The sequence below is a fragment of the Sphingopyxis sp. MG genome (assembly GCF_002953155.1).
Classification (GTDB): domain Bacteria; phylum Pseudomonadota; class Alphaproteobacteria; order Sphingomonadales; family Sphingomonadaceae; genus Sphingopyxis; species Sphingopyxis granuli.
The window spans coordinates 1,542,522-1,568,545 of the sequence record NZ_CP026381.1; the positions used below are offsets into that span (position 1 = coordinate 1,542,522).

Annotated in this window: 20 protein-coding genes, 1 tRNA gene and 1 riboswitch; of the genes, 13 read left to right on the forward strand and 8 right to left on the reverse strand. The window is 63.8% G+C overall.

Annotated elements, in window-relative coordinates:
• Positions 1-39: 39 nt before the first annotated feature.
• Positions 40-1,725 (reverse strand): glycosyl hydrolase family 28-related protein, encoded by a 1,686-nt coding sequence (locus tag C3E99_RS07120; RefSeq protein ID WP_104959620.1) that lies wholly within the window; start codon positions 1,723-1,725, stop codon positions 40-42.
• 452 nt (positions 1,726-2,177) lie between these two features.
• Between C3E99_RS07120 and C3E99_RS07125 the strand changes: the two genes are divergently transcribed.
• The 6 genes from C3E99_RS07125 to C3E99_RS07150 all read left to right on the forward strand — a co-directional run bounded on the left by C3E99_RS07125 (position 2,178) and on the right by C3E99_RS07150 (position 12,614).
• Positions 2,178-3,641, forward strand: coding sequence for a protein adenylyltransferase SelO (locus C3E99_RS07125; RefSeq protein WP_104959621.1), 1,464 nt, complete (start codon positions 2,178-2,180; stop codon positions 3,639-3,641).
• A gap of 72 nt (positions 3,642-3,713) precedes the next feature.
• Positions 3,714-4,916, forward strand: coding sequence for a nucleotide sugar dehydrogenase (locus C3E99_RS07130; RefSeq protein WP_104959622.1), 1,203 nt, complete (start codon positions 3,714-3,716; stop codon positions 4,914-4,916).
• A 188-nt stretch (positions 4,917-5,104) separates the two neighbouring features.
• Positions 5,105-7,399 carry an autotransporter assembly complex protein TamA gene (locus C3E99_RS07135; RefSeq protein ID WP_104960340.1) on the forward strand — a complete coding sequence of 765 codons (2,295 nt, stop codon included), beginning with the start codon at positions 5,105-5,107 and terminating at the stop codon, positions 7,397-7,399.
• Positions 7,400-7,446: 47 nt separating this feature from the next.
• The gene (locus C3E99_RS07140; RefSeq protein WP_104959623.1) at positions 7,447-11,625 is read left to right on the forward strand and encodes a translocation/assembly module TamB domain-containing protein; all 4,179 of its coding nucleotides are present in this window, start codon (positions 7,447-7,449) and stop codon (positions 11,623-11,625) included.
• Positions 11,625-11,864 (forward strand): hypothetical protein, encoded by a 240-nt coding sequence (locus tag C3E99_RS07145; RefSeq protein WP_076075563.1) that lies wholly within the window; start codon positions 11,625-11,627, stop codon positions 11,862-11,864. Before C3E99_RS07140 ends, C3E99_RS07145 begins: the two co-directional genes overlap by 1 nt.
• A riboswitch (yybP-ykoY riboswitch) is annotated at positions 11,841-11,943 on the forward strand. It overlaps the preceding gene by 24 nt.
• Positions 11,944-12,041: 98 nt before the next feature.
• Positions 12,042-12,614 (forward strand): TMEM165/GDT1 family protein, encoded by a 573-nt coding sequence (locus tag C3E99_RS07150; RefSeq protein WP_076075561.1) that lies wholly within the window; start codon positions 12,042-12,044, stop codon positions 12,612-12,614.
• Here C3E99_RS07150 and galE read toward each other — a convergent pair.
• Positions 12,611-13,627, reverse strand: a complete 1,017-nt coding sequence (gene galE / locus C3E99_RS07155; RefSeq protein WP_104959624.1) for a UDP-glucose 4-epimerase GalE — start codon at positions 13,625-13,627, stop codon at positions 12,611-12,613. The two genes, C3E99_RS07150 and galE, sit on opposite strands and share 4 nt — an antisense overlap.
• Positions 13,628-13,864: 237 nt before the next feature.
• Here galE and C3E99_RS07160 point away from each other — a divergent pair.
• The 6 genes from C3E99_RS07160 (at position 13,865) to C3E99_RS07185 (ending at position 16,164) form a co-directional block, all read left to right on the forward strand.
• A tRNA-Lys gene (locus C3E99_RS07160) sits at positions 13,865-13,940 on the forward strand.
• Between the two features lie 219 nt (positions 13,941-14,159).
• Positions 14,160-14,735 (forward strand): helix-turn-helix domain-containing protein, encoded by a 576-nt coding sequence (locus tag C3E99_RS07165; protein WP_158682189.1) that lies wholly within the window; start codon positions 14,160-14,162, stop codon positions 14,733-14,735.
• A 40-nt stretch (positions 14,736-14,775) separates the two neighbouring features.
• A complete protein-coding gene (locus C3E99_RS07170; RefSeq protein WP_104959626.1) occupies positions 14,776-15,132 on the forward strand; it encodes a hypothetical protein in 357 nt (118 codons plus the stop codon).
• Between the two features lie 46 nt (positions 15,133-15,178).
• A complete protein-coding gene (locus C3E99_RS07175) occupies positions 15,179-15,622 on the forward strand; it encodes a hypothetical protein (RefSeq protein ID WP_104959627.1) in 444 nt (147 codons plus the stop codon).
• A gap of 12 nt (positions 15,623-15,634) precedes the next feature.
• A complete protein-coding gene (locus C3E99_RS07180; protein WP_104959628.1) occupies positions 15,635-15,880 on the forward strand; it encodes a helix-turn-helix domain-containing protein in 246 nt (81 codons plus the stop codon).
• 86 nt (positions 15,881-15,966) lie between these two features.
• The gene (locus tag C3E99_RS07185; protein WP_104959629.1) at positions 15,967-16,164 is read left to right on the forward strand and encodes a hypothetical protein; all 198 of its coding nucleotides are present in this window, start codon (positions 15,967-15,969) and stop codon (positions 16,162-16,164) included.
• A 12-nt stretch (positions 16,165-16,176) separates the two neighbouring features.
• Here the strand turns inward: C3E99_RS07185 and C3E99_RS07190 are convergent, their stop codons facing one another.
• The 4 genes from C3E99_RS07190 to C3E99_RS07205 form a co-directional block, all read right to left on the reverse strand.
• A complete protein-coding gene (locus C3E99_RS07190) occupies positions 16,177-16,791 on the reverse strand; it encodes a winged helix DNA-binding protein (RefSeq protein WP_234002634.1) in 615 nt (204 codons plus the stop codon).
• A 256-nt stretch (positions 16,792-17,047) separates the two neighbouring features.
• A complete protein-coding gene (gene istB / locus C3E99_RS07195) occupies positions 17,048-17,776 on the reverse strand; it encodes an IS21-like element helper ATPase IstB (protein WP_096362194.1) in 729 nt (242 codons plus the stop codon).
• Positions 17,763-19,277 carry an IS21 family transposase gene (istA, locus tag C3E99_RS07200; protein ID WP_104959630.1) on the reverse strand — a complete coding sequence of 505 codons (1,515 nt, stop codon included), beginning with the start codon at positions 19,275-19,277 and terminating at the stop codon, positions 17,763-17,765. The genes istB and istA overlap by 14 nt, the downstream gene beginning before the upstream one ends.
• Positions 19,278-19,456: 179 nt before the next feature.
• Positions 19,457-20,359, reverse strand: coding sequence for a hypothetical protein (locus C3E99_RS07205; RefSeq protein ID WP_104959631.1), 903 nt, complete (start codon positions 20,357-20,359; stop codon positions 19,457-19,459).
• Between C3E99_RS07205 and C3E99_RS07210 the strand changes: the two genes are divergently transcribed.
• On the forward strand, positions 20,340-22,565 hold the full coding sequence (locus C3E99_RS07210; protein WP_158682191.1) for a M3 family metallopeptidase: 2,226 nt from the start codon (positions 20,340-20,342) through the stop codon (positions 22,563-22,565). The genes C3E99_RS07205 and C3E99_RS07210 overlap by 20 nt on opposite strands.
• Positions 22,566-22,586: 21 nt before the next feature.
• Here the strand turns inward: C3E99_RS07210 and C3E99_RS07215 are convergent, their stop codons facing one another.
• Both C3E99_RS07215 and C3E99_RS07220 read right to left on the reverse strand, forming a co-directional pair.
• On the reverse strand, positions 22,587-23,543 hold the full coding sequence (locus C3E99_RS07215; RefSeq protein WP_076075552.1) for a cation diffusion facilitator family transporter: 957 nt from the start codon (positions 23,541-23,543) through the stop codon (positions 22,587-22,589).
• Positions 23,544-23,552: 9 nt separating this feature from the next.
• Positions 23,553-25,934, reverse strand: a complete 2,382-nt coding sequence (locus C3E99_RS07220) for a membrane-bound PQQ-dependent dehydrogenase, glucose/quinate/shikimate family (protein ID WP_076077865.1) — start codon at positions 25,932-25,934, stop codon at positions 23,553-23,555.
• Positions 25,935-26,024 lie beyond the last annotated feature (90 nt).

Sequence of the window (26,024 nt, forward strand, 5' to 3'; positions counted from 1 at the left end):
CCGCCAAACTGTCCAAATAGGCGGGACCACCTCATGTTGCTACCATGGCTGCGTCAGGACGCGTGCCGCATTAGTTACGCTTTTAGCGATATTATATTCTTCAATCGCGATGCCTGCGAAATGATTAGGCGAAATGACGACGTCGCGTACAGCACCTCCGGTGGTTCTGAGATCGACGCCGTAGGGGAAGTTCTCGGCGTAGTTCCCACCGATCTGAATGTGCGACGCAGGGCCGTTGGTGCGAATTCCTGATCCTTCAGACGCCTCGCCCGAGACGAAGCTGTTGTCGCTGATCGCGACGTCATGGCCTCTAAAAAAGATGCCGTTGGCTCGGCCATCGACCCCACTGTCGAAATTGTTCGCCGTCATCCTGACATGATCACCAGCGCTGGTAATGAACGTGCCGGCAATACTCGTTCCGGCGTTGCCGATAATAGTGACATTGCTGCCGTCGTTCATAATGCCTGCGCAAATCTTTGCTGGCGTCACCCGGCTCAATATGTTCGCGGAGATGGCGACCCAGTCGCAGTTGTTGAGAATGCCGGCATAGTGGCATCCTTCCACAATATTACCGGAGATTTGGCCGAAATGCTGCTCTGCTTTCGACGATCGGTTTTTTTCGGTTGTTGTGATGCCAACAGCGTGCGGAGTGACGGCACGCGAGGGAACTGCCCCGTCGGTGATCATGTTCCCTGATATGGAAAAGCGACTGCTGTTCTGCACCTTGATGCCTGCATAGGTGAAATAGCGTATCGTTGCGCCAGAGATGATGATGTTTTCCGCGCCATTATAGATGTCGATGGCACCAGTCACATTTCCGCCAGCGTTGGTGGAGCAACCTATAAGAATAGGGTTACTAATGTTAATGGTTTTGAACCGGACTCCATCGACCCCTGATGCCGTTATGAAAATTCCGGTAGGATTGAGGTGCAAATTTTCAGGGTCTATACTAGTCCCATGGAAGTATCCGCCATTGATACTAATGATCTGATTCCTCGTGTTCTCAGTGGCGATGCAGGTGATATAATAGGTTACGCGTTCCTTTCCGCCTGACAGGCCATTGTGGGGAGCGCCTTCGATGAAGGAACAGTTCATGTCGGTCGAGAGCGATGCCCCCGAGATGAAGACTGCGGAAGCGAAAGAGCGCCGGAAGGCAACGCCGCAGAGGGTGAGCGTTCCTCCGATTTGTTGCAGCGTGATATTGTTGAAATAGGGGAGCGATTGCGCTGCATTCTTCCAGTCATAATCGAGAGTGATTCCTTCAATGCGGTTGTATCCAGTTAGATTGAGCAGTACGCCTTTGGTCCCGGGTTTCTTTCTAAGGGTGCCGGGACCATAAAGATGGATGTTTTCACCGTTTATGCTGCCGATGATATAAGTTCCGCGCGGGAGGAAAATTGCGCCCACGCCGCTCGCGAACGCCTTTTGGAGTGCGAGGGTGTCGTCTACGACGCCGTCGCCGACGGCACCGAAATCCTGTACGCTTATCGTTTCTCGAACCTTGTCTTGAAGGGTACGGGCCGTGACGCCGGTACCGGCCTGCGCAAAGCCGATAGAGTTAGCGCCGTCAGATGCTGCGAGCGCAGTCGACAATGCGCGATTCGAGGAATTGGTGACAGCGCTTTTCGAGGGAGGTACGGGACCGGTTTCCGCGCGGTGATTGAGCATGGACGCTGTCGCCGCGCCGGCGGCCAGGATAAAAGATTCTCGGCGACCTATCGTCATATATCTGCCTTTTCACTGCGGCATGAATGCCGATTAAATTCCCGAATCCCATCCAACGATATTGTGTCTTAGGGACTCTTCGAACAGAAGCTGTATTGATCCCTTTTGCCCTGCTGCGCGCCATCGAGGTCGGACTGTCAGCTTGACGACGGCTATAAACGCATATGCCATTATTCAGGCCTGACATAATTCTTCACGTGTTTTGCGTAGCCTATATAGCGCCTGTGGACGTCGCTTTAGATACAAGCAAATTTGTTAGCACACGGCCGGATACTGTCGCCTGTCAGACTTCGATGGCCTACCCTGCGACGCTACGATCGCTGCCCCGCGTTTCAGCTTTCATAACGACCAAAAATGGACTGCCTAATGATCAGTATGTCCCTGCGCCGGGAACAATGGATCGTGGCGCGGAACACTTGCATTCGTGACGCCAACGCTCGACATACAACACAATGAATCTCGCATTCGACAATAGTTTTCATTACGCCATGGAAGGCTTCTACGCCCCCGCGGAAGCCGCGAAGCCCGCGGCGCCGAAGCTGCTCGCTTTCAATCATGCCCTTGCGAGCCGGCTCGGGATCGACGGTGCCGGCGCGGGCGACGAGGTGATCGCGCGTCTCTTTTCGGGTCAGGAACTGCCCGATGGCGCAAACCCTCTGGCGCTCGCTTATGCCGGGCATCAGTTCGGGCATTTCTCGCAGCAACTCGGCGACGGCCGCGCGCTGCTGCTTGGCGAAATCGTCGCGCCCGATGGCGCGCGCTTCGACGTGCAGCTCAAGGGATCGGGACCGACGCCTTTCTCGCGCAACGGCGACGGCAAGGCCGCGATCGGCCCGGTGTTGCGCGAATTTCTCGTCTCCGAAGCGATGGCGGCGATGGGCGTGCCGACGACGCGTGCGCTGGCCGCGGTCGCGACCGGCGAACGGGTGCAGCGCGAGCAGGCGCACCCCGGCGCGGTGCTGACCCGCATCGCGAGCAGCCACATCCGTGTCGGCACCTTCCAGTTCTTCGCTGCGCATTTCGGCGCCGATCATGTCGTCCAGCTATCGGACTACAGCATCCGCCGCCATTTCCCCGACCTTGTCGAGGCGCCCAATCCGCATCTTGCCCTTCTCGACCGGGTGATCGGGCTGCAATGCGATCTCGTCGCGCACTGGCTGGGCGTCGGCTTCATTCACGGGGTGATGAACACCGACAATGTCGCGATTTCGGGCGAGACGATCGACTATGGTCCCTGTGCCTTCATGGACCGCTTCGCCGCGAACACCGTCTTTAGTTCGATCGACGCCAATGGCCGCTATGCCTATGGCCGCCAGCCGCAGATCATGCACTGGAATATGGCGCGCTTTGCCGAAGCGTTGCTTCCCGCGATCCATTCGGTCGATGCGGCCGATGTCGATACGGCGAAGGCGTTGGTGGCCGAGGTGCCAGGCCGCTTTGCGGCGGTCTGGCATGGGCGGTTGCGCAGAAAGCTGGGGCTGACCGAAGCGCAGGACGGCGATGTTGCGCTGTTCGACGTGCTCTTTGCCGAACTCGAACGCCACCAGGTCGATTTTGCCCTGTTCTTCCGCGGCCTCGCGATGATGCTGCGTGGCGACGGATCGGAGCTCGAGGCGCAATTGCCCGATGCCGAAGCGATGGTGCCGTGGATCGCCGACTGGTGGGCGCGGCTGGCGCGCGAGACCGACGCGCCGCTGAATCGCGCTGATGCGATGGATGCGGTGAATCCGCTCTATATCCCGCGCAACCATCTGGTCGAAGCGGCGCTGGGCGCGGCCGAGGCGGGCGACCTCACCGCCTGGTTCGAATTGCTGGAGGTGGTACGCAATCCCTACGTCCGGCGCCCCGAATGGACGCTGTTCGAGGGGTCGGCGCCTGCCGAATTTGGCCCCTATAAAACCTTCTGCGGCACCTGACGCCGCCGTTCCGGTTGAGCGCGCGCGGCGCAGTTGCTAGGGACGCGCCGACACTCATCAGAGGATAGACCATTGCCCCCAGCCAGTGCCGAACAGGCGTCGCCCCCCAAGATCACCGTCGTCGGAACCGGTTATGTCGGCATCTCCAATGCCGTGCTGCTCGCCCAGCGCAATCGCGTGGTTGCACTCGATATCGACGCGCGTAAAGTCGAGATGATCAACGCGAAGACCTCGCCGATCGCCGATCCCGAGATCGAGGATTATCTGGCGAACAGGCCGCTCGACCTCCTCGCGACGACCGACCGGGCGCTTGCCTATGACGGCGCCGATTTCGTCATCGTCGCGACGCCGACCGATTACGACCCCGACACCAATTATTTCAACACGAGCACGGTTGAGGCGGTGATTGCCGATGCGCTCAAAATGGCGCCGAACGCACTGGTCATCGTCAAGTCGACCGTGCCGGTCGGTTTCACCGACCGGATGCGCGCCGAGACGGGGTCGGACAACATCGTCTTTTCGCCCGAATTCCTGCGCGAAGGGCGCGCGCTCTACGACAATCTCCACCCGTCGCGGATTATCGTTGGCGATACGCACCCGCGCGCCGAGACCTTCGCCCGGATGCTGCTCGAGGCTTCGCTCAAGCCCGGGTCCCCGATCCTCCACACCGGCAATACCGAGGCCGAGGCAATCAAGCTGTTCGCCAATACCTATCTCGCGATGCGCGTCGCCTTCTTCAACGAACTCGACACCTATGCGGCGACCCACGGCGTCGATTCGCGGCAGGTGATCGGAGGGGTGTGCCTCGATCCCCGGATCGGCAGTTTCTACAACAATCCGTCCTTCGGCTATGGCGGCTATTGCCTGCCCAAGGACACCAAGCAGATGCTGGCGAACTACAGGGAGGTGCCGCAGAATCTGATTGCCGCGATCGTTGCCTCGAACACGACGCGCAAGGATTTCATCGCGGCGGAGATCATCAAGCGGAACCCGCGCGTCGTCGGCATCCACCGGCTCGCCATGAAGGCGGGATCGGACAATTTTCGCGCCAGCAGCATTTTGGGCGTGATGAAGCGGGTCAAGGCCAAGGGGATCGAGGTGATCGTCCACGAACCGCTGATCGAGGAGGATCGGTTGTTCAATTCGCGCGTCGTGCGCGATCTCGATGCTTTCAAGGCCGAGGCCGACATCATTATCGCCAACCGGGTGACCGACGAACTCGCCGATGTCGCGGACAAGGTATACAGCCGCGACCTGTTCGGCGCCGACAGCTGACGCCTTTCCCTCGCATCGCCGCCCCTCAAACCGCCGCATCGCCGGGAACTGTCCCATTGCCGGAGAGTTGGCTTGGAAACAGGGGAGATTCGGGTTGCACAGCCACGCCTCGCGAGCCACAAGTGCGCATCGGTCGGGACATGATGCGTCATATTGATAAATCTTGCGAATTTGACGCCGCGCCGCTGATGCGGCGTCGACGGCAGTTGATCCTGACCGCATCGCTGTTCGGCCTCGCCTGGACGAGCGTTGCGGCCGCTCAACAGGCCGACGTCGCGCCTCCTGCGGTCGTGCCGACCGTGACGCAGCAGACCACCGACGCCGAACTGCTGCCCGATATCGCCGTGCCGACCCCGCCGCCGCCCGAGGCGCAATTGCCCGAGGTCGCGCCAATCATCCCCGACGATGAGTTCAAGTCCGCGATTCCGCCGATCGGCGCTGAGGACGAGCCCGAGCTCGACAAGCCGCTCGAATCGATTGCGGAATTCGAGCGCCGGCAGGTCGAGGCGGCGAAGGCGAAGGAAGCCGGAACGCCGGCTGAGACCACCACCACCGCCGACGTGCCGCAAGTCGATGGCACGCCCGTGCCGGCGCTGGCGGACGGCGACAGCGTCGAAGCCATTGGCGCTGCTCCGATCAGCGACAGCGAACTCGCCGCGCCGCTTCCCCCGCTCGACAGCTTCAACGTCGAACCCGTGCAATTCGCCGAATCAGAGCCCGATCGCGACGATGTGAAGATCGCATACAGGGTGGAGGTCAACGGCTTGGCCCCGGCGGACGAATCCACCGACATCGATCTGGCCGACCTGTTTCACGACCTTTCGGCGCTCTACGATGGCGACGGCGAGGCTGCGAATGGTGCCATGATCCGCGCGCGCCTGTCCACCGATGCCGAACTGATGCAGCGCATCCTTGCATCGGAAGGCTATTACGATGCCGTGGTCGATACGCGGATCGACCGCAGCGGACGCGAAAAGGGCGATCCGCTGAAAGCGGTGATCGATGTGACCCCGGGCGCTCGCTATACATTCTCGGAAATCACGATCACGGCCGACCCGACGGTACCGCCGCGACTGATCGACGATAATTTCCCATTGAAGATCGGCGAACCCATCGTCGCCGAGCGGGTGCAGGGGGCGGAAGCGGCGCTCGCGCTCAAATTGCCGCAGGAAGGCTATCCCTTCGCTACGGTCGAGCAGCGCGACATATTGCTCGACGGCGCGACTGGCGAAGGCGCCTATACCCTGCCAGTCGACATCGGTCCGCGGGCGCGGTTCGGTGGTTTCGAGACGACCGGCGACCTGGCTTTCGATGCCCAGCATGTCGCGGTGCTTTCGCGCTTTGAACGCGGCGATCTTTACGACAGCCGGATGGTCGATGATCTCCGCCAGGCGATGGTCGCCACGGGCCTCTTTTCGACGGTGGCGGTCGAACCGCAACGGACCGGCGAAAGCGCCGGCGACGACACAGAATATGTGACGATGATGGTGACGCAACAGGCCGGCCCGCCGCGTACGCTGGCGGCGAGCGCGGGCTATGGAACCGGCGAGGGCATACGGCTGGAGGGGAGCTGGATGCATCGCAACCTTTTCCCGCCCGAAGGCGCGCTGATCGTGCGCGGCGTTGCCGGGACGCAGGAGCAGGGGCTGGGCGTCACGTTTCGCCGTTCGAACGCCGGGCGACGCGACAAGACTTTTGAGCTGGTCGCCGAGGCGACGCGCAGCGACTATAATGCCTTCGAGGCACTGACCGGGCGGGTCGGCGTGCGCTGGAGCTATGATTCGACGCCGTTGTGGCAGAAGCGATGGACCTATGCCTATGGTGCCGAGCTGATCGCGACGAGCGAGGATGATTATGATTTCACGCGGGGCGCCCGCCACCGCGATTTCTACACGATATTCGGCCTGACCGGGCAGATCGGGATGGACCGGACGGACAGCCTGCTCGATCCGACCAAGGGTTTCCGTATCACCGCGCTCGTCCAGCCCGAAGGCTCCATGCGCGGGCATTTCTCTCCCTATGCGCGCGTGCGTGTCGACGCGAGCGGCTATTATCCCGTGACCGATAGCATCGTGCTCGCCGGGCGGGTGCGCGTGGGTTCGATCATGGGCGCGGCGCGCGAGCGGCTGGCACCGTCGCGGCGCTTCTATGCCGGCGGCGGCGGATCGGTGCGTGGCTTTGGCTATCAGGAGCTTGGTCCCAAGGATCCGAATAATGATCCGATAGGCGGTCGCAGCCTCAACGAGGCGGCGGTCGAGGCGCGCTATCGTTTCGGCAATTTCGGTGTCGTCGGCTTCGTCGACGCTGGACAGGTCTATCGCGGCTCGACCCCGACCTTTTCCGACATGCGTTTCGGCGCCGGAATCGGTGCGCGTTATTACACCAATTTCGGACCGATGCGGCTCGACGTCGCGACACCGATTAACCGTCAGCCGGGTGAAGCGCGGATCAGCGTTTATGTCTCGATCGGTCAGGCGTTCTGATGGCGGAGGAAGCTGCGCCTGTTGAGCCCGGGTCGGCAAGGACGCGTATGAGCCGGCCGTGGCGCATCGCGCGCGGGGTCGGCATCGCACTGTTCGGGATTATCGCGCTGCTGGCGTTATTCCTCGTGGGGCTGAACAGCGACGCAGGCCGACGCTTCGTGGTCACCCAGATCGAGAAATATGAATTCGAAAACGGAATGAAGATCGGCATCGGCCGGCTCGACGGATCGCTCTACGGCCAGATGATCGTGCGCGATTTTTCGTTGTCCGACCCCAAGGGGCGTTTTCTGACCTCGCCCGAATTGCGGATCGACTGGAGGCCCTTCGCTTATCTGGCGAACCATGTCGACGTCCGGTCGGCGACGGCCAGGATCATCACGGTTCAGCGCCTGCCCGAGTTCAAGCCGGTTCCCGACACCGGCGAGCCGCTGCTGCCCGACATCGATATCGATGTCGGGCGCCTGTCGGTCGATCGCATCGTCTTTGCCCCCGCCGTGGCGGGAGAACGGCAGGAAGCCCGGCTCGCCGGCAAGATCGCGATCGCCGACCGGCGCGCGCTGGTGCAGGCCGATGCAGAGACGATCGGGGCGAATGGCAAGGGCGATGCGCTGAAGCTGCTGCTCGACGCGGTTCCGGACAAGAACCGGCTGGCGATGACGCTCGACCTCACCGCGCCGCGAGGCGGCGTGCTCGCGGCGATGGGCGGGTTCGATGAGCCGCTCGTCGCACGGCTCGATGGGCGCGGCGACTGGAAGGCGTGGAATGGCAATCTGACCGCCGATCTCGGCACGGGGCCGCTGGCGCGCATCGCTCTGTCGGCGCGCGACGGCACGTTCGCGGCGAAAGGGGCGACGCAGGCTTCGCGCCTGTTCGACGGCCCGGCCGCATCGCTGCTGGGGGCGCAGACCGACCTCGACGTGACGGCGCGCCTGGCCGAGCGCAAGGCCGATCTCGATGCACGCGTCGCATCCGAGGCGTTTCGGCTGGGGATCAGCGGCGGCGTCGATCTCGGCGCCAATCGCTATGAGGCCTTGCAACTCGCGTTCGTGCTGTTGCGGCCAGGCGCGTTGGCGCCGGCGGTACGCGGCAACGACGTGCGCGCGACAGCGCGGCTCGATGGCGCCTTCGCGCTGCCGACCGTCGATTATCAGGCGAGCGCCAAGGCGTTGGCCGTCAACGACATCGTCGTCGAATCGCTGAATCTCTCGGGCAAGGCGCGCGTCGATGCAGACCAGATCGTGGTTCCCGTCGCCGGGCGCGCCGCGCGCATCCGCGGGCTCGACACGGTTGCCGGAGGAACGCTCGTTTCGGTACGGCTCGACGGCGATCTCGCCTATGCGGACGGGCGCATCCTCAGCGACAATCTGCGCCTACGGTCGCCGCGCATCGATGCCAAGGCCATCATCGTCGCCGACATGAACCGCGGCTTCTACACCGGCGCGATCGACGGGCGGGTCAACGATTACCGGATCGAAAGCGTCGGTATCTTCGATATCGACACCGATGCCGACCTCAAGACCGCGCCCGGCGGCGGTTTCGAAATTGCGGGCCGGGTGCGTGCGCGCTCGACGCGGCTCTTCAATTCGGGCGTGCGCGACTTGCTCGGCGGCAATGCGGTGGCGACCAGCGACGTGCGTTATGGCACCGATGGCGTCGTCCGTTTCGCCAACCTGCGGCTGACGTCGCCGCTGCTGAGAGTCGTCAGCGGGCAGGGAAGCTACGCCCCCGACGGGCGCGTCCAACTCAGCGCGCGCGCCGATTCGCGCCAATATGGCCCGCTCGGTCTCCAGCTTGCCGGAACGATCAGCGACCCGCGCGCGACGCTGACCGCGAAGCGCCCCGGTCTGGGCATCGGTCTCGCCGACCTCGAAGCGCGGATCACGGGAGCGCCGAAGGGCTATCGCCTCGCCGCGAAGGGCACGACCGATTATGGCCCGCTGTCGGCCGATGTCGTGCTGCTCACCGCCGCCGGGCCGCTGACGATCGACGTCGAACGCGCCGATCTGTCGGGCATCGGCATGACGGGCCGCCTTGTCCAGAGCGCGGCGGGACCATTCACCGGCCAGCTCGACGCGGCAGGGCAGGGACTTGGCGGAATCGTCCGGCTGAGCGCCGACGGCAAATATCAGGCGGCATCGGTCAATTTGCGCGCGAACAATGTCGTTCTGCCCGGACCGGCGCGGCTTGCGGTCGGCTCGGCGATCGTCGACGCAGACGTTACCCTCTATGACCAGCCGCGCGTGATCGCCGATATTCAGCTCGCCGACACGCGCATCCGCGAATTCGACATCGCGGTCGGGCGCGTGAAGATCGATTATCGCGATGGCCGCGGCAAGGCGCAGGCGCTTGTCGAGGGGACGAGCGGCGTGCCGTTCCGCATCGCCGCCAATGCGGACCTTCAGCCCGAGCTGTGGCGCGCCTCGGTCCAGGGCCGTGCGACCGGCGTCAATTTCCGGACTGTGTCTCCCGCGCGCATCGTGCCGGGCAAGGACGGCTATGAACTGTTGCCGACGACGATCGACCTCGGACGCGGCAGCAGCGCGCGTGTCGCGGGACGCTTTGGAGAGGGCATCATGCTCCAGAGTCGGCTCGACCGCGTCAACATGGCGCTGCTCAACGCCATCTACCCGGATATGGGGCTGGGCGGGCACGCGACCGGCAGTCTCGACTTCGCGCAGGCGAATGCCGACGCCTTTCCGCGCGCCGATGCCCGGCTGACGATCAACGACTTCACCCGTACCAGCGCCGCATCGGTGAGCCAGCCGGTCGACGTCAACTTCGTCGGCAAACTGCTCCCCGATGGTGGGGAGGCGCGGGCGGTGATGCGCAAGCGCGGCACCGTGATCGGACGCCTGCAAGCCTCGCTGCGGCCGCTCGGGCCAGAGGTCGGCCCGTGGACGACGCGGTTGCAGGCGGCGCCGCTCGGCGGCGGGCTGCGCTACAACGGTCCGGCGGATACGCTCTATTCCTTCTTCGGCCCCGCCGATCAGGGGGTTTCCGGTCCAATCGCCGTCGCCGCCGATTTCAGCTGCCGCGTCGCCGACCCCTGCCTCAACGGCGTCATACGCGGCAAGGACATGGTCTATGAGAACCAGACCTATGGCACGCGTCTGACCAACATGGTGGTCAACGGCCGCTTCACCGGCAATCGTCTCGAAATCGACGATCTTGCCGCGACCGCGGGTGACGGCACCGTCAAGGCCAAGGGGTTCGTCAGCCTCGCCGCGGCCGACGGCTACCCGATGCATGTCGAGGCGACGCTCGACAATGCGCGTCTCGCGCGCAGCGACAATATCGCGGCGCGGGCAACGGGCAATCTGACGCTCGACAAGGTCGCGGGCCAGACCGCGCTGCTGTCGGGGGACCTGCGCCTCCCCGAAACCCGCTATCGCATCGTACGCGAAGGGGCGGCGAGCGTCCCGGTGCTGACCGGTGTGCGCCGCAAGCCCCCGGCGGGCCGGCGCCGTATCAGTGGCGACGGGCTCGCGGCAGCAGGCGGCAGCCTGTTCGACCTGATCCGTCTCGATATCCGCCTGCGCGCGGGCGACGAGGTCTATGTCAGCGGCATGGGACTCGAGTCCGAATGGCAGGCCGACATCACGCTCAAGGGCACGACGCAGGCGCCGCGCGTGACCGGCGACATCGAACTGGTACGCGGTACGCTGGGCTTCGCCGGGCGCTCCTTCGACCTGGAGGAAGGAAAGGTGACCTTCCCGACCGGCGATGCCTATGACCCGTCGATCCAGCTTCTCGCCACCGACACGATCGAGACGGTGACGGTGAACGTCAATGTTTCGGGCCGCGCGATGAATCCGCAGGTGACGTTCTCCAGCGTTCCCGGCCTGCCGCAGGACGAAATCCTCTCGCGCATCCTGTTCGGCGACTCGATCACCACGCTGTCGCCCTTGCAGGCCGTCCAGCTCGCGGCTTCGCTCAACACGCTGCGTGGCGGCGGGGGAGGGCTCAGCCCGCTCGGAGCCCTGCGATCGGCGACGGGAATCGACCGGTTGCGCGTGCTCGGCCCCGACGACACCGTCGGGCGCGGCACCGCGCTCGCCGCGGGACAATATATTTCGAAGGACATCTATCTGGAGGTGATCACCGACGCGCGCGGCTATACCGCGACCCAGCTGGAGATCAGCCTGACCCGCGCCCTGTCGCTGCTCAGCCAAGCCGGCGGTTCGGGGCAGTCGAACCTCAGCATCCGCTATCGCAAGGATTATTGATGGCTCGCGCCCTCATGATCCTGCCGATCCTTCTGCTCGCGGCCTGCGACCGGGAGCCCGATTTCGACACCCGCTATGACGCGGCCGCCAGCGAAATAGAGGCGCGCGCGAAAGCCATGGATGCCGCCGTGGCGGCCTCCGAAAAAGCCGCCCGCGCAGCGGGCGAAACGGAAGGGGGCGGTTCCGCCTTGCCAACCGACGACAAGGCGGCTACCCCGCCGCCGTCATCTGGGGAGTAGCCAGCCGTCGATCCGACGGGCCACCGCGTCAACATACTCGGCCGAGAGGTCGTGGCGCGATGGAAGCGGGACACCGCTTGGGCGAGACCAATGGCATCGACCCCACGTCCGGGCTGGGCGGCGGGGTACGATGACCGTTGGAGTTCGCTGCGCCGCCCGGCCCCGGAGTGTCTTTTCATGGAAGCCCTGTTCACTTCGACCGCCGTGGTCGCGCTGGCCGAGATCGGCGACAAAACCCAGCTTCTCGCCATGCTGCTTGCGACGCGCTTTCGGCGTCCGCTGCCGATCATATTCGGCATCTTGGTCGCGACACTGGCCAATCACGCGCTCGCCGCACTGGTCGGTGCGCAGGCGGCCGCTTTCCTCGACAGTCCGATCTTTCGCTACGCGGTCGGCTTCTCTTTCATCGCCATGGCGGCGTGGACGCTGATCCCCGACAAGCTCGACGACGAAGAGGCGCCGCGGCCGCGTTTCGGCGCCTTCCTGACGACACTGGTCGCCTTCTTTCTCGTTGAGATGGGGGACAAGACGCAGATTGCCACCATCGCCCTGGGTGCGCGCTTTCACGACGTTGTCAGCGTGACGGCGGGCACGACACTCGGCATGATGATCGCCAATGTTCCCGCCATCTTCCTCGGCCACGAGCTGTTGAAGCGTATCGACCTCGCCAAGGTGCGGCTGGTCGCCGCTGGCCTGTTCCTGATCATAGGGCTGTGGGTTCTTGCCCAGACCGCTGGCTGGATCGGCTAACCGCTATTGCGCGTCGCCAGCATGCGCTCGAACTGCCAGGCCGATGCGCACATGGCGTCGAGCCCGCGGCTCGCTTGCCAGCCCAGTTCGTCGCGCGCCTTGGCCGGGCTGGCGTAGCAGGTCGCCACGTCGCCCGGGCGGCGCGGCGCGATGCGATAGGGGATCGAGACGGCGTTCACGCGCTCGAAGCTGCGGATCATGTCGAGGACCGAATAGCCCTGCCCGGTGCCGAGGTTCCAGATCGAGAGCGGCCGGTCGATGGTCGTCAACGCTGCCAGCGCCGCGACATGCCCTTCGGCCAGGTCGACGATATGCACATAATCGCGCACGCCGGTGCCGTCGGCGGTATCGTAATCATCGCCGAACACCGACAGTTCGGGTAGCCGGCCCGCGGCGACACGACTGATGAAGGGCATCAGATTGTTGGGGGCGCCGTTCGGATCCTCGCCGATCAACGCGCTGTCATGTGCCCCGACCGGGTTGAAATAGCGCAGCACGCCGATGCGCCAGCCGGGATCGGCGGCGGCGATGTCGCCCAGCATCTCCTCAATCATCAGCTTGGTCCGGCCGTAAGGGTTGGTTGCCGATGTCGGGTGGGCCTCGTCGAGCGGCAGATATTGCGGCTGGCCGTACACGGTCGCGCTCGATGAGAAGACGAGGCGGCGGACACCGCATTCGGCCATCGCTTCGACGAGGACCAGCGTCCCGCGCACATTGTTATCGTAATAGAGCATCGGCTTTTCGACCGATTCCCCGACCGCTTTCAGCCCGGCGAAATGCACGACGGCCTCGATGGCATGATCGGTCAGGGCGCGGCGAACGGCCTCCCGGTCGCGAATGTCGCCGACGACCAGCGGAATGCGCGCGCCGGTGATACTTTCGACCTGCTCGACAACTTGCGGCCTGCTGTTCGACAGATTGTCGAAACAGACGACCTGATACCCCGCAGCGATCAAGGCGACTGCGCAATGGCTGCCGATATAGCCCGCGCCGCCCGTCAGAAGAACCTTCATCGCATCTCCATTCGCCCGCCGATCCGTGGGAGCGGAATCCTGTATATCGGTCAAACGCTAATAGGGATTTCCCGTCGCCGGGGAAACTTCCTCATACATCGACGGGGAGAAATGCCGGCGTGCCCGTAAAGGATATTGAACAATATTATTGCACGGAGGGTTAGGCCATGATAGCGGGCCGCTCGCTTCGCAGCAAAAGGGTTCCGCCCGCTGCCGGGCGGTGCCGCGAATGGCAACGGGCCCTTAGCTCAGTCGGTAGAGCAACTGACTTTTAATCAGTAGGTCGCTGGTTCGAACCCAGCAGGGCTCACCATAGTTTCGATGCTTAGTGCATTTCTCACGACGAGGCGAATGGTCCGGATCGTAGCAGAGCAGACGATCTCTACAACGCCGTCGCTGATCGTCCCGACAAGACCGACGGAGTGGTCGCGCTGAGGCACTGTTGATCATAGTTTACTCCAGAAAAACCAAGACTTGATTGTAGCCTGTCGAACACGCCATTATGCCTCTGTGCGGGGGACACGGGAACAGAATGGCGCAAGAGGATGAACATCCTAAGCTGGGCAGGGCGCGATTGACCGAAGGCGAACTGATTTGCCTGCGAATGGTCGCCGAGGGCATGGGGTCGAAGCAGATTGCGCGGACTGTCGGCATATCGCCACACACCGTTGATGCCCGGCTGAAATCCGCTTGCCAGAAACTCGGCACGCGATCGCGCTTCGTAGCCGCGAATATGATCAAGGAACCCAGCGGAAATCAGGAACAGGTTACGGTAACATCCCCTGAGGCCAATTTGGCATATGAAAACTTGGGCCTTCTCGACCATCGCTTGACAGGCGACAAAGCGTCGTCGGCGGAGGAAGGTGACGGCTCCGGCGATCTCGAAAAGCATCGACATCGACAACTGGAAACCCAAGGGGATTCCGGTCGCGACCGCGGCTGGTTCGAGCCTAACAATCCGATCGCCAAATTCTTCGGGGGCGAAAACAGACTATCGATTGGCGAGCGCCTGCTGATCATTTCCGCCATTGCGTTGGCTTTTGCCTTCGCCTTCGGCCTTTTGGTGAATGGTGCGATCGGGCTTTCGAGAATGCTGGCGTCATCCTGAAGAGGTCCCTGTCTATCGGCGGGGATTAGGGGAGATAGCAATGCTCAAGGAAAGACTGGAAATCGCCCAGAAGCTGGCGAAGGAAGTGCACGACGTCGAGAATGCCATCGACAACGCCATTCTCAAGATCGGTGTGCTCACGTCGTCGATGCCAGAGGCACAGGCGGCCGCGAAGCTCTCGGCCGTTGCGAGCGACGGAGCTTTCGCTCACCTTCAGGGTGCGATAGCGGCAATGCTCAGTGGACGGTCCAGCGTCGTCGCGCTCCACAATGAGCTCGCGAGCATCAAGGACAAGGTGGGGCTGAAAAACATCGTCGTGGGCTATGGCGATGCTGGAAAGCTGCTTCCCGCTAAGGCGCGTGCCAACCGCGATATGGCCTCCGCGAAGGCGGCATGATGCACCGGCCCCCTAGACAATCAGTGTTCGGATTACCCGCACGTCGATGATCTGGGGGGCCATCTATGTCAGCGCGCTTATGCTCGTGGCGATCGTCGTCCTACGCATTGGGGAGCGGGAATCGAGTTTTGCGGTTCTAACTGCAATCAGTGCCAACGCCCTCACGGTCGCCGGCCTTGTGATCTCGGGCTCGCGTTACGATGTCTTCAGCGTGCTCGTCATGGGTGTCGACTTGTTCGTGCTTGCGGTTTTCACTGGCCATGCGCTGCTCAGCCGCCGGTATTGGACATTGTGCTTGCCGGCCTTCCAGTTGGTCACCTGTGTGACCCACGTCGTGAAGCTGGTTGCGCCCGAAATTGTGCCCCGCGTCTATTCCGCTGGGCAGGGCTTCTGGGCCTATCCTTCTATGCTCGTCATCCTGATGGCTGCTCTGTGGCATAGGCAGCATGAGTCGTCCGATACCGGGAAGGGCAAGCCCGCAAATATGTGAGGGAGGCAGTTCATGCCGATCCACCGACCCGATTATCGGCCGCCGGAATATATCCTCAAATCTTCGACCATCCTGAATTGCATAAGGTCGGATAATTGCATGCTCAGCGATGTTGCCTATGCGACGGCATTCGCGCGTACGACAGTTATTCGCGTTGTGGCGGTCCTTGTCGAAGACGGCATTGTCGAGGCACGACTGGTCGATGGTGATGTTCAACTGTCGATGGTGCGCTGGGCTTTCCCCGGCTATCGAATCTGACATATTCCCCCCGGGTGCGTCCTTTGCTATGGCGACGCGCCTCGCCTGCACGCCAGATGACGCTGAGGCGACGGGGGTTGAGGCTCATGACAGCGAAGAAGGAAGAGGCCATCCGCGCCGTTCGCGACAGACTACGTTCCGAGCTGGCGGAACTCGATCGCCTCGGCGAGCGCATGGCTGCGATCGAACTGAATTCTGCGATCGAGCTATTGACCGAACGGCTGGGCGAAGTGACCAGCGAGACGGACATTCAGAAACTTCAAAACCGCTTCTTCGGTAATTGAGCGGCGTACCCGTCAGCCTTCGAGATCTTCGAAATAGGCATCCAGGCGACATCGCGATTCTTCCGTCAGGGAAATGAATATGCGGCGGCCATCGTTCGGATCGCTTTCGCGAATGAGCAGACCTTGATCGCACATGGTCTTGATCCAGCGCAGCGCCGTCGTGGCCGGCACGTGCGCAGCGATACATAGGCTCGATACGGACACCGTTCTTCGCTCATAGTGTGAGGCGTAGAGATCGAGCAGGATATCCCACGCCGGGTCAGCGAACAGGTCCGCGGGAAAATGCCGCTCTCGCTGAACCCTCCGGCGAATCTCGCGGCGAACCATCCTGGCACGGCCTGCAGGAAATGATGTTTGCGGAGCATTGGTGCGCTTGAGCATCGCCGGATCGAATGCGGTGACGGCTGGCGCCTGATTTGCAGCTAAAGCCGCGCTGTTTTGTTGCGCGTTCTGGACCAGTTCTGGCGGCAAAATGGATAGCAGCTGGAGTATTTGCGCTTCGATCGCCCGCACGCGATCATCGACGGACGAGCTCGTTAACTGCCCACAAGCCTTCGACTCTTCCATGTTTTCCCCCAACATGATGTCAGTCTGGAATATGCCCCATTCTGGCACTGGAATCTCCACGGAACCGCTCCATTCCGGAGAAAAATAGACCCAAATTGGCAGCGATGAGAGCTGCTGAGCAGCGGCTTTTGAGCGCCGCAGTGTCAAACGGCGTTCAAAAGGGACCCCCTATCGGCGTCGAAGAGGGACCCCCTTTTCGGATATGATGTTGGTTAGTTGAGGATCGCCTTGCGCTGCGTGCGGCGGAGGGCGGGCGTAGCCCGACCGGAGGCGCGCGCAGCGCAAGATAGATTTTTGAAGGCGCCGAAGGTGGCGGTCAGCTGCGGTTTTTGAAGCGCCAGCTGTCGTTGCCCGTCTCGATGATATCGCAGTGGTGGGTGACGCGGTCGAGCAGCGCCGTAGTCATCTTGGGATCACCGAAGACGGTAGGCCACTCGCCGAAGGCGAGGTTGGTGGTGATGATGACGCTGGTGCGCTCATAAAGCTTGCTGATGAGGTGGAACAGCAACTGCCCTCCGGAGCGGGCGAACGGCAGATAACCGAGCTCGTCGAGCACGATCAGGTCGAGCCGCGACAGCTGCGCCGCCAGGGTGCCCCCCTTGCCGATCCGGGTCTCCTCTTCGAGGCGTGTCACCAGATCGACGGTGTTGAAGTAGCGGGCGCGAGCGCCCCTTCGCACGACATTGGCGGTGATCGCGATGGCGAGGTGGGTCTTGCCTGTCCCCGTGCCGCCAACCAGCACGATATTGCGGCGAGGCGGGAGGAAGGAGCCGTCGTGAAGGGAGCGGATCATCTCCTCATTGATCGGCGTGCCCTCGAAGCTGAACCGCTCCAGGTCCTTCACCACGGGCAGCCTCGCAGCTGTCATCCGATAGCGGATGGAGGCTGCATCCCGATGGGTCGCCTCGGCGCGGAGCAGATCGGTCAGTATCTCCATGGTGGTGCGCTTGCGCTGGAGGCCGGTGGTGACCGCCTCGTCGAACGCCGCCGCCATGCCCTTGAGTCCGAGGCCGCGCATCGTGTCGATCATATCATGCCGCTGCATCATAGCCTCGCAGCAGATCGTAGCGGGCACAGTCGGCGAGCGGAGGATGCTGCAGCATCCGGTCTTCCGAAGTGACGATGCTGTGGGGCGTCGCCGGCTCGCGGCGCCGGGAGAGGATGTTGAGGATCAGCTCGTCGCTGGCCGTTCCGCTCGCCAGCGCTTCGCGCACGGCAGCCTCGACCAGCTCCAGGCCATCGGTGAGCACCGCCGAGAGGACCCGCACGAACCTGCGATCCGCCTCGTCCCCGGTGCCCAGCCTTCGCCGTAATCGGTGCAGGGCGGGCGGCAGATCCCAGTCCTGGAACGGTGCGCCGTTCCGCAGCGCACCGGGCTTGTGCGCGAGGACCGGCAGATAATGCCAGGGATCGTATATCGTGCGGTTCCGACCGAAGTGGCGCTCATGCTCCCCGACGATCGCATCCCCGCAGCGTATGACGATGCGATCGGCGTAGGAGCGCACCTGAACAGTCCGGCGTGCGGCCGTCGACATGACCGAGTAGCGGTTGCGATCGAAGCTGATGAGGCAAGTGCCGGTGACGGCATGCTCGCTCTCATGGAAGCCGTCGAACGGCGTCAGGATCGGCTGCAGGGCCGGTCGCTCCATATCCAACGCCTCGGCGACGGTCATATCCCCGCGTTCGGGATGGGCATGATGCTCGGCCCAGCGTCGGCACTCGGCCTCCAGCCACCCGTTGAGCTCGGCCAGGCTGGCGAACCGGAGCCGCGGCTGGAAGAAGCGGCCTCGGATCGTCTGGACCTGCTGCTCGACCTGGCCCTTCTCCCATCCCGCCGCCGGCGAGCAGGCGGTCGGCTCGACCATGTAATGATCGGTCATGATCAGGAAGCGGCGGTTGAACACACGCTCCTTGCCGGTGAACACGGCCGTCACCGCCGTCTTCATATTATCGTAGATACCGCGTCGCGGCACACCGCCGAAGAACGCGAACGCCCGGGCATGGGCATCGAACAGCATCTCCTGGCCCTCGCGCGGATAGGCCCGGACATAGGGTGCGCGCGAGGCGCAGAGGCGCATATGCGCCACCTTCACCCGCATCGGCTTGCCGGCGATCTCCACATCCTCGTGGCTCCAGTCGAACTGGTAGGCCTCTCCCGGCTGGAAGGTCATCGGGATGAACGCCGGTGCGCCTTCGCCCGCATCCTTCCGCCGCGCAGCACGCCAGCGCGCCGCATAGCGGCGCACCGCATCATAGGATCCATCGAACCCCTCGCGCACCAGCAGGTCATGGATACGCGTCATCCGTAGCCGATCGCGGCGGCCGCAACCCTCGTTCTCCTCGAGCAGCGCATCGAGACGATCCTGATAAGGACCAATCCGCGGCAGCGGCTGGACTTTGCGCTGATAGTTGAACGCCGCCTCCGGCGACCGGATCGCCTTGCGGACTACCTTCCGCGACAAACGAAGGTCGCGCGCGATCGCCTTGATCGCCTTCCCCGCTGCATGCTCACGCCGAATCCGAACCACTGTCTCCACGATCAACATCCCGTTCTCGCCAACTGATCAAAACCAGTCGGCCGACTATAGACCCGGGATGAAGGGGGTCTTTTTGCACGCCGATCACCCCACGAAGGGGGTGCCTATTGCACGCTGATCCTCAGGCAGATGTTTTGGATGACGATAACCCGCCGCCGAGGGAGAGGTTTGGGCTATAATATTTGCGACTAAGTCTTACCCGGCTCCAATTGCCGTTTGGCTGCTGCTCCGGTCAGATCGTGGTTCGACATGCCTTCGGCAATGAAGCGGTCCAGGCTTGTCAGCAGGCGGGGCCGCAGTGTGATCTGCCGGCGGACCTGATCGATTTTGACCAGTTCCCGCTCCTCGGCCGCCGACAGGAGTTGGCGGACGTGCGTGCGCGAGACCGCGAAGCGACGGCCAAGCTGCGCCAGCGACAGATCGGCGGTCGGCGTCTCGCGGTTCAGCGCCTCCCTCGCGAGCTCGATCAACACGAAAATGCCGGCGTCGTGAACGAGGAAGAGCAGGATGTCGGGATTGCGGAGCAGGACCATCGCCGATTGCACAAATATGCCGGTCGCAACCTGCCGCTGCGCCCGCTGGAACGCCTTGTCCCCCTTCAGCGGAAGGGCATAATCACTTTCGCCGAACAGCACAGCCAGCGGCGCGTAATGCGCGATCAGCCAGTCCTGATCGTGCGTCAGCATCCTGGCGGTCGGGATCAGCAGGCGCGCGCGCCGGTCCAGTGGCGAGACACGGCTTTCGAGGAAATCGGTCTGCACCAGCCTCCCCACGATCTGTTCGATCCGCCGCGGGCTGGCGAGGCCGAACAGCGCCAGCGCCTTTTTGAGGTTGCCGATCGTCGGCCATGTGTCCCGATCGTTCGGACGATATCCGGCCTCCATGCAGATGGCTACGGCAAAGACCACGATCCGCACCGCCTCCATCAGCAATTTGTTGAGGAACGGATCGTCGCCGTAGAGTGCCAGAACCTTGTCGAAATAGGCTCTGCGCGCGTGCGGGAAATCCGGATGGCGAAGGATCGATTCCGCGGACCAATAATCGACCTTGAAATGGGGGTCATGGGTTTTGGTGGAGCTGGCTGCGTTCACGCTCTTACTTTGCGATAATCGACGTCTATTGAGCGAAAAAGCGTTTAGGAACTATGGATTGGAAAATATACGCAAAAATTTCCAGCGCCAGCCCGGCCGGAGTGCGCTAGCGAGCCAGAAGGGAGATACGGGCGGACGGCGACGGTCGATGGAGCGGACCCGCATCGAAGCCATCTCAAGGGGGAAGACCATCATGTCGATGCTGCGTTCGTTTGCGTTTCCACTCCTGCTCAGCGGAACGGCGATGCCGGCGCTCGGCGCGGAGTATCAACCCGGGTCGGACCGCATCATCGGAGCCGTCAGCGTGGCGCCGAAGAGCGCCGCCGAGGTTGCCGCGCAATGCGACACCCGTCTCGATGCGCTGGCGAGCCTGCGCGCGCGCGTCGAGGCGATGCCGCTGTCGACCGAGCCGCTGGATTTGCTCGCCGCCTATGACGACCTTTATAATCTTGCTTTCACCACCGCCTACACCGAACCGGGCGTCATCAAGGATACGAACCCCGATGCGGCGATCCGCAAGGCGGCCGAGGACTGTTTTCAGCGCGCCAGCGCGGTGCTGGTCGATCTGGGCATGTCCCGGCCGATCTATGAACGCCTGCTGACGGTCGGACAGGCGGATATTTCGCCCGCCCTGCGCTATATGGTGGACCGCCAGCTCGATTCCTACCGCCGCCTGGGCGTCGACAAGGACGCGGCGACGCGGGCGCGCATCGGCGAGCTTCAGAATGGCATCACCGCCGCATCGATCGAGTTCGAGGGGAATATCTCTGCCGACACCCGCACCGTCACGGCGACCCCCGAAGAGCTTGCGGGTATGCCGCAGGACTGGCTAGCGGCGCGCCCGGCCGGCGCGGACGGGCTGGTGCAGATCGGCATGAGCTATCCCGACGTCATGCCGCTGTTGCGCTATGCCGACCGCGCGGACGTGCGGAAGCGCGTGATGACGGCCTTCGCGGACCGCGCCTATCCGACCAACGACGCGGTGCTGCGGCGGCTCATCGACGATCGGGCCCAATTCGCCGGCCTGCTGGGCTATTCCGATTTCGCGGGCTACGACTTCGCCAATCGCATGGCGGAAAATCCCGGACGAGTGCAATCTTTTCTCGACGAGATCGATCGTGTGGCCCGGCCGATCGGCGAGGCCGAGGCGGGGCGGATGCTGGCCCGGCTGCACAAGGACGATCCGTCACTCGCCTCGCTCGGCTCCTGGAACAGCAGTTACGCCCTGCGGCTCATCCGCAAGGAGGATTATGCGGTCGATCCGGAGCAGGTCCGTCAATATTTCGCGTTCGACAAGGTCCAGGCCGGCATTTTCGACCTGACGCGCGATTTGTTCGGCGTCGAAATCCGGCCGTGGGCAACCGAGGTCTGGCATCCCGATGTCGGCGCGTTCGAAATGGTGCAGGACGGGTCGGTGATCGGCCGCTTCTACCTCGACATGCATCCGCGCGACGGCAAGTTCACCCATGCCCAGATGGCTCCGCTGCGATTCGGCATCAAAAATCGCGTGCTGCCCGCCGCGGTGCTGGAGCTTAACGTGCCGAACGGCCTGATGGAGCATAGCGACGTCGTCACTTTCCTCCACGAATTCGGGCATCTGCTGCACTGGATCTTCGCCGGCGGGCAGGATTATGCGGCGCAAAATCCGATGGAGCTGGAGAATGACGTCATCGAGGCGCCATCGCAGCTGCTCGAGGAATGGGTGTGGGATTACGACACGTTGAAGCGGTTCGCGACCAACGCCGCGGGCGAACCGATCCCGGCCGCTCTGGTGGAGAAGATGAACGTCAGCCGCCGTTTTGGGGAAGCGTTCGGGACGATGATGCAGCTCGGCTATGCCGGCGCCTCGCTCGCTTTCTATTCGGGCGTTCCCAAGGATCGCGATCTGGCCGCGGTCTATGACGCGGCTTATAATCGCTACGCTCTCGCTCCCGATCCCGAAGGCACGCATGGCTATGCCGCTTTCGGCCATCTCACCGGCTACGGCGCTTCCTATTACACCTATCAATGGTCCAAGGCGCTTTCGAGCGACCTGCTGAGCGAATTCCGCAAACATGGCCTGCGCGATCCGGCCACGGCGAAGCGCTACCGCGATCTCATCCTCGCTCCCGGCGGGTCGGCTTCGATGAATCAACTCGCCAGGAATTTCCTTGGCCGCGATTGGACGGTGGACGCCTATCGGGCGGAACTGCAACTGGCCAGATAGCGGACACGCCGACCGCCGGGTTCAGGCCTTGGGGCGCGGCTGAAGGACCGCATCGCGGCGCTTTTCGGGGCGGATGTAGATCGAACTGATTTCGGGTGACGCGGCCTTCAGTTCGGCTTCGATCTCTTCGATCAGGCGCTCGCCGTCGCCCATCGTCAGCGCATCCTCGAAATCGGCGCTGACCGCCACGAAGATCGCATCGGGCGCCGTGTGGATGGTACGGACATGGTTGACGGCGCTGATCTCGCGCCGCCGCTCGACGATCCGCCAGATCATCGCGATCCGCGCCGGATCGGCCGCTTCGCCGATCAGAAGCTCCTTCGATTCGCGCGCGAGCAGCGCGGCGACCGCCGCCAGGATCAGGCCGATCAGGATCGAGGCTACCCCGTCGATCCGCGCGTCGCCCGTCGCGTGACTCAGCCAGACGCCGGCCGCCGCGATGACCAGCCCGGCCAGCGCCGCGCTGTCCTCGAACAGCACGATGAAGCCGGCGGGGTCCTTCGACCGCCGGATCGCCTGCCACCAGCCCAGCCCGTTGCGGCCGGCATCGAACTGGCGCACCGCGATCGTCCAAGATGCGCCTTCGAGCACGAAGGCGATCGCGAGGACGATATAGTTGATCGTCGGGTCGCGCAGCGGTTCGGGCGCGGCGATATGCGTCCAGCCCTCATAGATCGAAATGCCCGCACCGACCGCAAAGATCAGGATCGCGACGACGAACGCCCAGAAATAGAGTTCGCGGCCATAGCCGAAGGGATGTTGATCGTCGGGCGCCTGCTTCGCCCGCGCCTGGCCGTAAAGGAGCAGAAGCTGGTTGCCGCTGTCGACGAGCGAGTGCACTCCTTCGGACAGCATCGACGACGAACCGCTGATCGCCGCCGCGACGAACTTCGCGGCGGCGATGCCGAGGTTGGCGAACAATGCCCCGTAAAGGACGATGTTCGCCTTGATGTGCCCGATGCGCGGACCGTCGGCCATGGCGGCGGATTACGGCAAGGCGTAGGCGACGACCTCGTCGCCGATCGGCGTCTCCATGAAATGATGGCCGCCGGCATAGATGACGACATATTGCCTGCCGTTCGCTTCATAGGTCATCGGAGTCGCCTGTCCGCCCGCGGGCAGCACGTCGGACCAGACGGTCTTGCCGGTGGCGAGATCGATCGCGCGGATCAGATTGTCGGTCGCGGCGGCGATGAAGATCAGCCCGCTCGCGGTGACCACCGCGCCGCCGTTGTTCGGCGTCCCGATCGTCACCGGCAGCATCGACGGGATGCCGAACGGCCCGTTGGTGCGCGCGGTGCCCAGCGGGCGGTCCCAGATCGTCTTGCCGGTCGCGATATCGATCGCGCGGATGCCGCCATAGGGCGGCTGCTTGCACAGCATGCCGGTGAAGGGCAGGCGCCAGCCCGCATTGACGTCGATCGCATAGGGCGTGCCGGCCTGCGGATCGCCGGCGCCTTCGGGACCGCCGATCTCGCCGCGGGCCTGGTCGCGCGGTGCCCAGCCCTTCCTGTCGGCCTCGGCGCGGGGGACGAGGCGGACATAGTTGGGCATGTCGTTATAGTTGGCGACGATCACGCCGCGCACCGGATCGACCGCGACGCCGCCCCAGTCGGTGCCGCCATTATAACCCGGATATTCGATCGAGCGGCCGTTGCTCGTCGGCGGCGTGAAGAAACCCTTGTAGCTCGCCTTGCGGAACTGGATGCGGCAGATCATCTGATCGATCGGCGACATGCCCCACATGTCGCGCTCGGTCAGGTCCGGCTTGCGCAGCGTATGCCACAGCGACACGATCTGCGTCGGCGACCGCTCGGCGGGCTCGACCCCGCCGCCGGGCGCCTTGATCGTGCCGACCGGGGTCAACGGCTGGCCGGTGCGCCGGTCGAGTACATAGACGTCGCCCTGCTTCGACGGCAGAACCAGCGCGGGGACCGTCCCGCCCGCGCTCCGATAGTCGATCAGCGTCGCCTGCGCGCCGAAGTCATAGTCCCAGACGTCCTTCTTCACCGCCTGAAAGCGCCAGCGCGGCTTGCCCGTCGTCACGTCGAGCGCGACGAGCGAGGTTGCATAGTCGTTCTCGGCCGGGCGGCGCAGGCTCGAATAATAATCGGCGGCGGCGTTGCCCATCGGCAGATAGACGAGGCCGAGCTGCTCGTCGCCCGATGCGATCGTCCACATGTTCGGCGTGCCGCGCGCCCATGTCTGTCCCGGCGGAGGATAGCCGTCCCAGTCGGGGTGCATCATGTCCCACGCCCATTGGAGCTTGCCGGTCACCGCGTCGAAGCCGCGGATCACGCCCGATGGCGCCCAGCGGTCCTGCCCGTCGAGCACCTGGTGCCCGGTGACCACCACGCCGCGCACGATGGTCGGCGGCGAGTTGATCGAGACATAGCCCGGCGGCGTGTCGCCCATGCCGATCTTGGTATCGACCTGGCCGTTGGCGCCGAAATCCTGACACGGCCGCCCCGTCGCGGCGTCGAGCGCGAACAGCCGCGCGTCGAGCGTGCCGAAGATGATCCGCCGCGCGCACGCCTGTCCGGCGGCGGCGCCGGGCACGGCATAATAGCTCACGCCGCGGCAGGCGGCGGTATAGGGGATCGCATCGTCGGACACCTTGGGGTCGAACCGCCAGCGCTGCTTACCGGTCGCGGGGTCCAGCGACAGGACGATATTCTTCGGCGTGCAGACATACAGGCTGTCGGCGACCTTCAGCGGCGTATTCTCCGCGCCATAGGTGCCGCGCACCCGCTTCGACGAGGGCAGGTCGCCGGTGTGGATCGTCCACGCGCGCTTCAGCTTGCCGACATTGGCCGGGGTGATCTGGGCCAGCGGCGAATAGCGCCGCGCGCTGTAGGTGCCGCCATAGGCGGGCCAGTCGGCACCGGCCTGCATCGGCGCGGGATCGGCCATCGCCCAGCGTGGCGTGGGAAGCGGCTGCAGCGGCCGCGCGCTGTTGAGCCAGCCGAGCATCGCGCCACCCGCCGCGCAGAGCAGAACGGCTACGGCGCTGCTCGCCAGCGCGAGCCGCCAGCGGTGCGGGCGGACCGACAGCGCGGCCATCGCGAACAGGACGAGGACCAGCAGCACGACCGGCGCGACGACCCGCGGCACCAGCGCCCAGCCATTGCCCCCGACCTCCCAGAAGGCCCAGAGCAGGGTGAAGAAGACGACGGCGACATAGATCCAGCCGCCGAGCAACCGCCCGCGCATCAGCAGCAGGCCGGCGGCGAGCATCGCGACGCCGGTCGCCAGATAATAGGCCGATCCGCCGAGCGCGGCGAGCCAGACGCCGCCGATCAGCAGGACCAGCGCGATGACCGCGACGATCAGCCCGGCGATCAGGGTCAGGAGCGGGGCGGGGAACATCTGGCGTAGCCGTTTCATCGCCATATCCTTCACTGTCGGGGCGGATGCGCCCTGCGGTGCAACGCACTGCGTCAACGAACGATGCATCGC

Excerpts from the sequence above, each read along its gene's own strand:
- C3E99_RS07180 (WP_104959628.1), top strand. The coding sequence starts at position 15,635 with ATGCCGATCCACCGACCCGATTATCGGCCGCCGGAATATATCCTCAAA.
- C3E99_RS07125 (WP_104959621.1), top strand. The coding sequence starts at position 2,178 with ATGAATCTCGCATTCGACAATAGTTTTCATTACGCCATGGAAGGCTTC.
- C3E99_RS07175 (WP_104959627.1), top strand. The coding sequence starts at position 15,179 with ATGATCTGGGGGGCCATCTATGTCAGCGCGCTTATGCTCGTGGCGATC.
- C3E99_RS07135 (WP_104960340.1), top strand. The coding sequence starts at position 5,105 with ATGCGGCGTCGACGGCAGTTGATCCTGACCGCATCGCTGTTCGGCCTC.
- C3E99_RS07185 (WP_104959629.1), top strand. The coding sequence starts at position 15,967 with ATGACAGCGAAGAAGGAAGAGGCCATCCGCGCCGTTCGCGACAGACTA.
- C3E99_RS07170 (WP_104959626.1), top strand. The coding sequence starts at position 14,776 with ATGCTCAAGGAAAGACTGGAAATCGCCCAGAAGCTGGCGAAGGAAGTG.
- C3E99_RS07140 (WP_104959623.1), top strand. The coding sequence starts at position 7,447 with ATGAGCCGGCCGTGGCGCATCGCGCGCGGGGTCGGCATCGCACTGTTC.
- C3E99_RS07215 (WP_076075552.1), bottom strand. The coding sequence starts at position 23,543 with ATGGCCGACGGTCCGCGCATCGGGCACATCAAGGCGAACATCGTCCTT.
- galE (WP_104959624.1), bottom strand. The coding sequence starts at position 13,627 with ATGAAGGTTCTTCTGACGGGCGGCGCGGGCTATATCGGCAGCCATTGC.
- C3E99_RS07145 (WP_076075563.1), top strand. The coding sequence starts at position 11,625 with ATGGCTCGCGCCCTCATGATCCTGCCGATCCTTCTGCTCGCGGCCTGC.
- C3E99_RS07120 (WP_104959620.1), bottom strand. The coding sequence starts at position 1,725 with ATGACGATAGGTCGCCGAGAATCTTTTATCCTGGCCGCCGGCGCGGCG.
- C3E99_RS07220 (WP_076077865.1), bottom strand. The coding sequence starts at position 25,934 with ATGTTCCCCGCCCCGCTCCTGACCCTGATCGCCGGGCTGATCGTCGCG.
- istB (WP_096362194.1), bottom strand. The coding sequence starts at position 17,776 with ATGCAGCGGCATGATATGATCGACACGATGCGCGGCCTCGGACTCAAG.
- C3E99_RS07150 (WP_076075561.1), top strand. The coding sequence starts at position 12,042 with ATGGAAGCCCTGTTCACTTCGACCGCCGTGGTCGCGCTGGCCGAGATC.
- C3E99_RS07165 (WP_158682189.1), top strand. The coding sequence starts at position 14,160 with ATGGCGCAAGAGGATGAACATCCTAAGCTGGGCAGGGCGCGATTGACC.
- istA (WP_104959630.1), bottom strand. The coding sequence starts at position 19,277 with ATGTTGATCGTGGAGACAGTGGTTCGGATTCGGCGTGAGCATGCAGCG.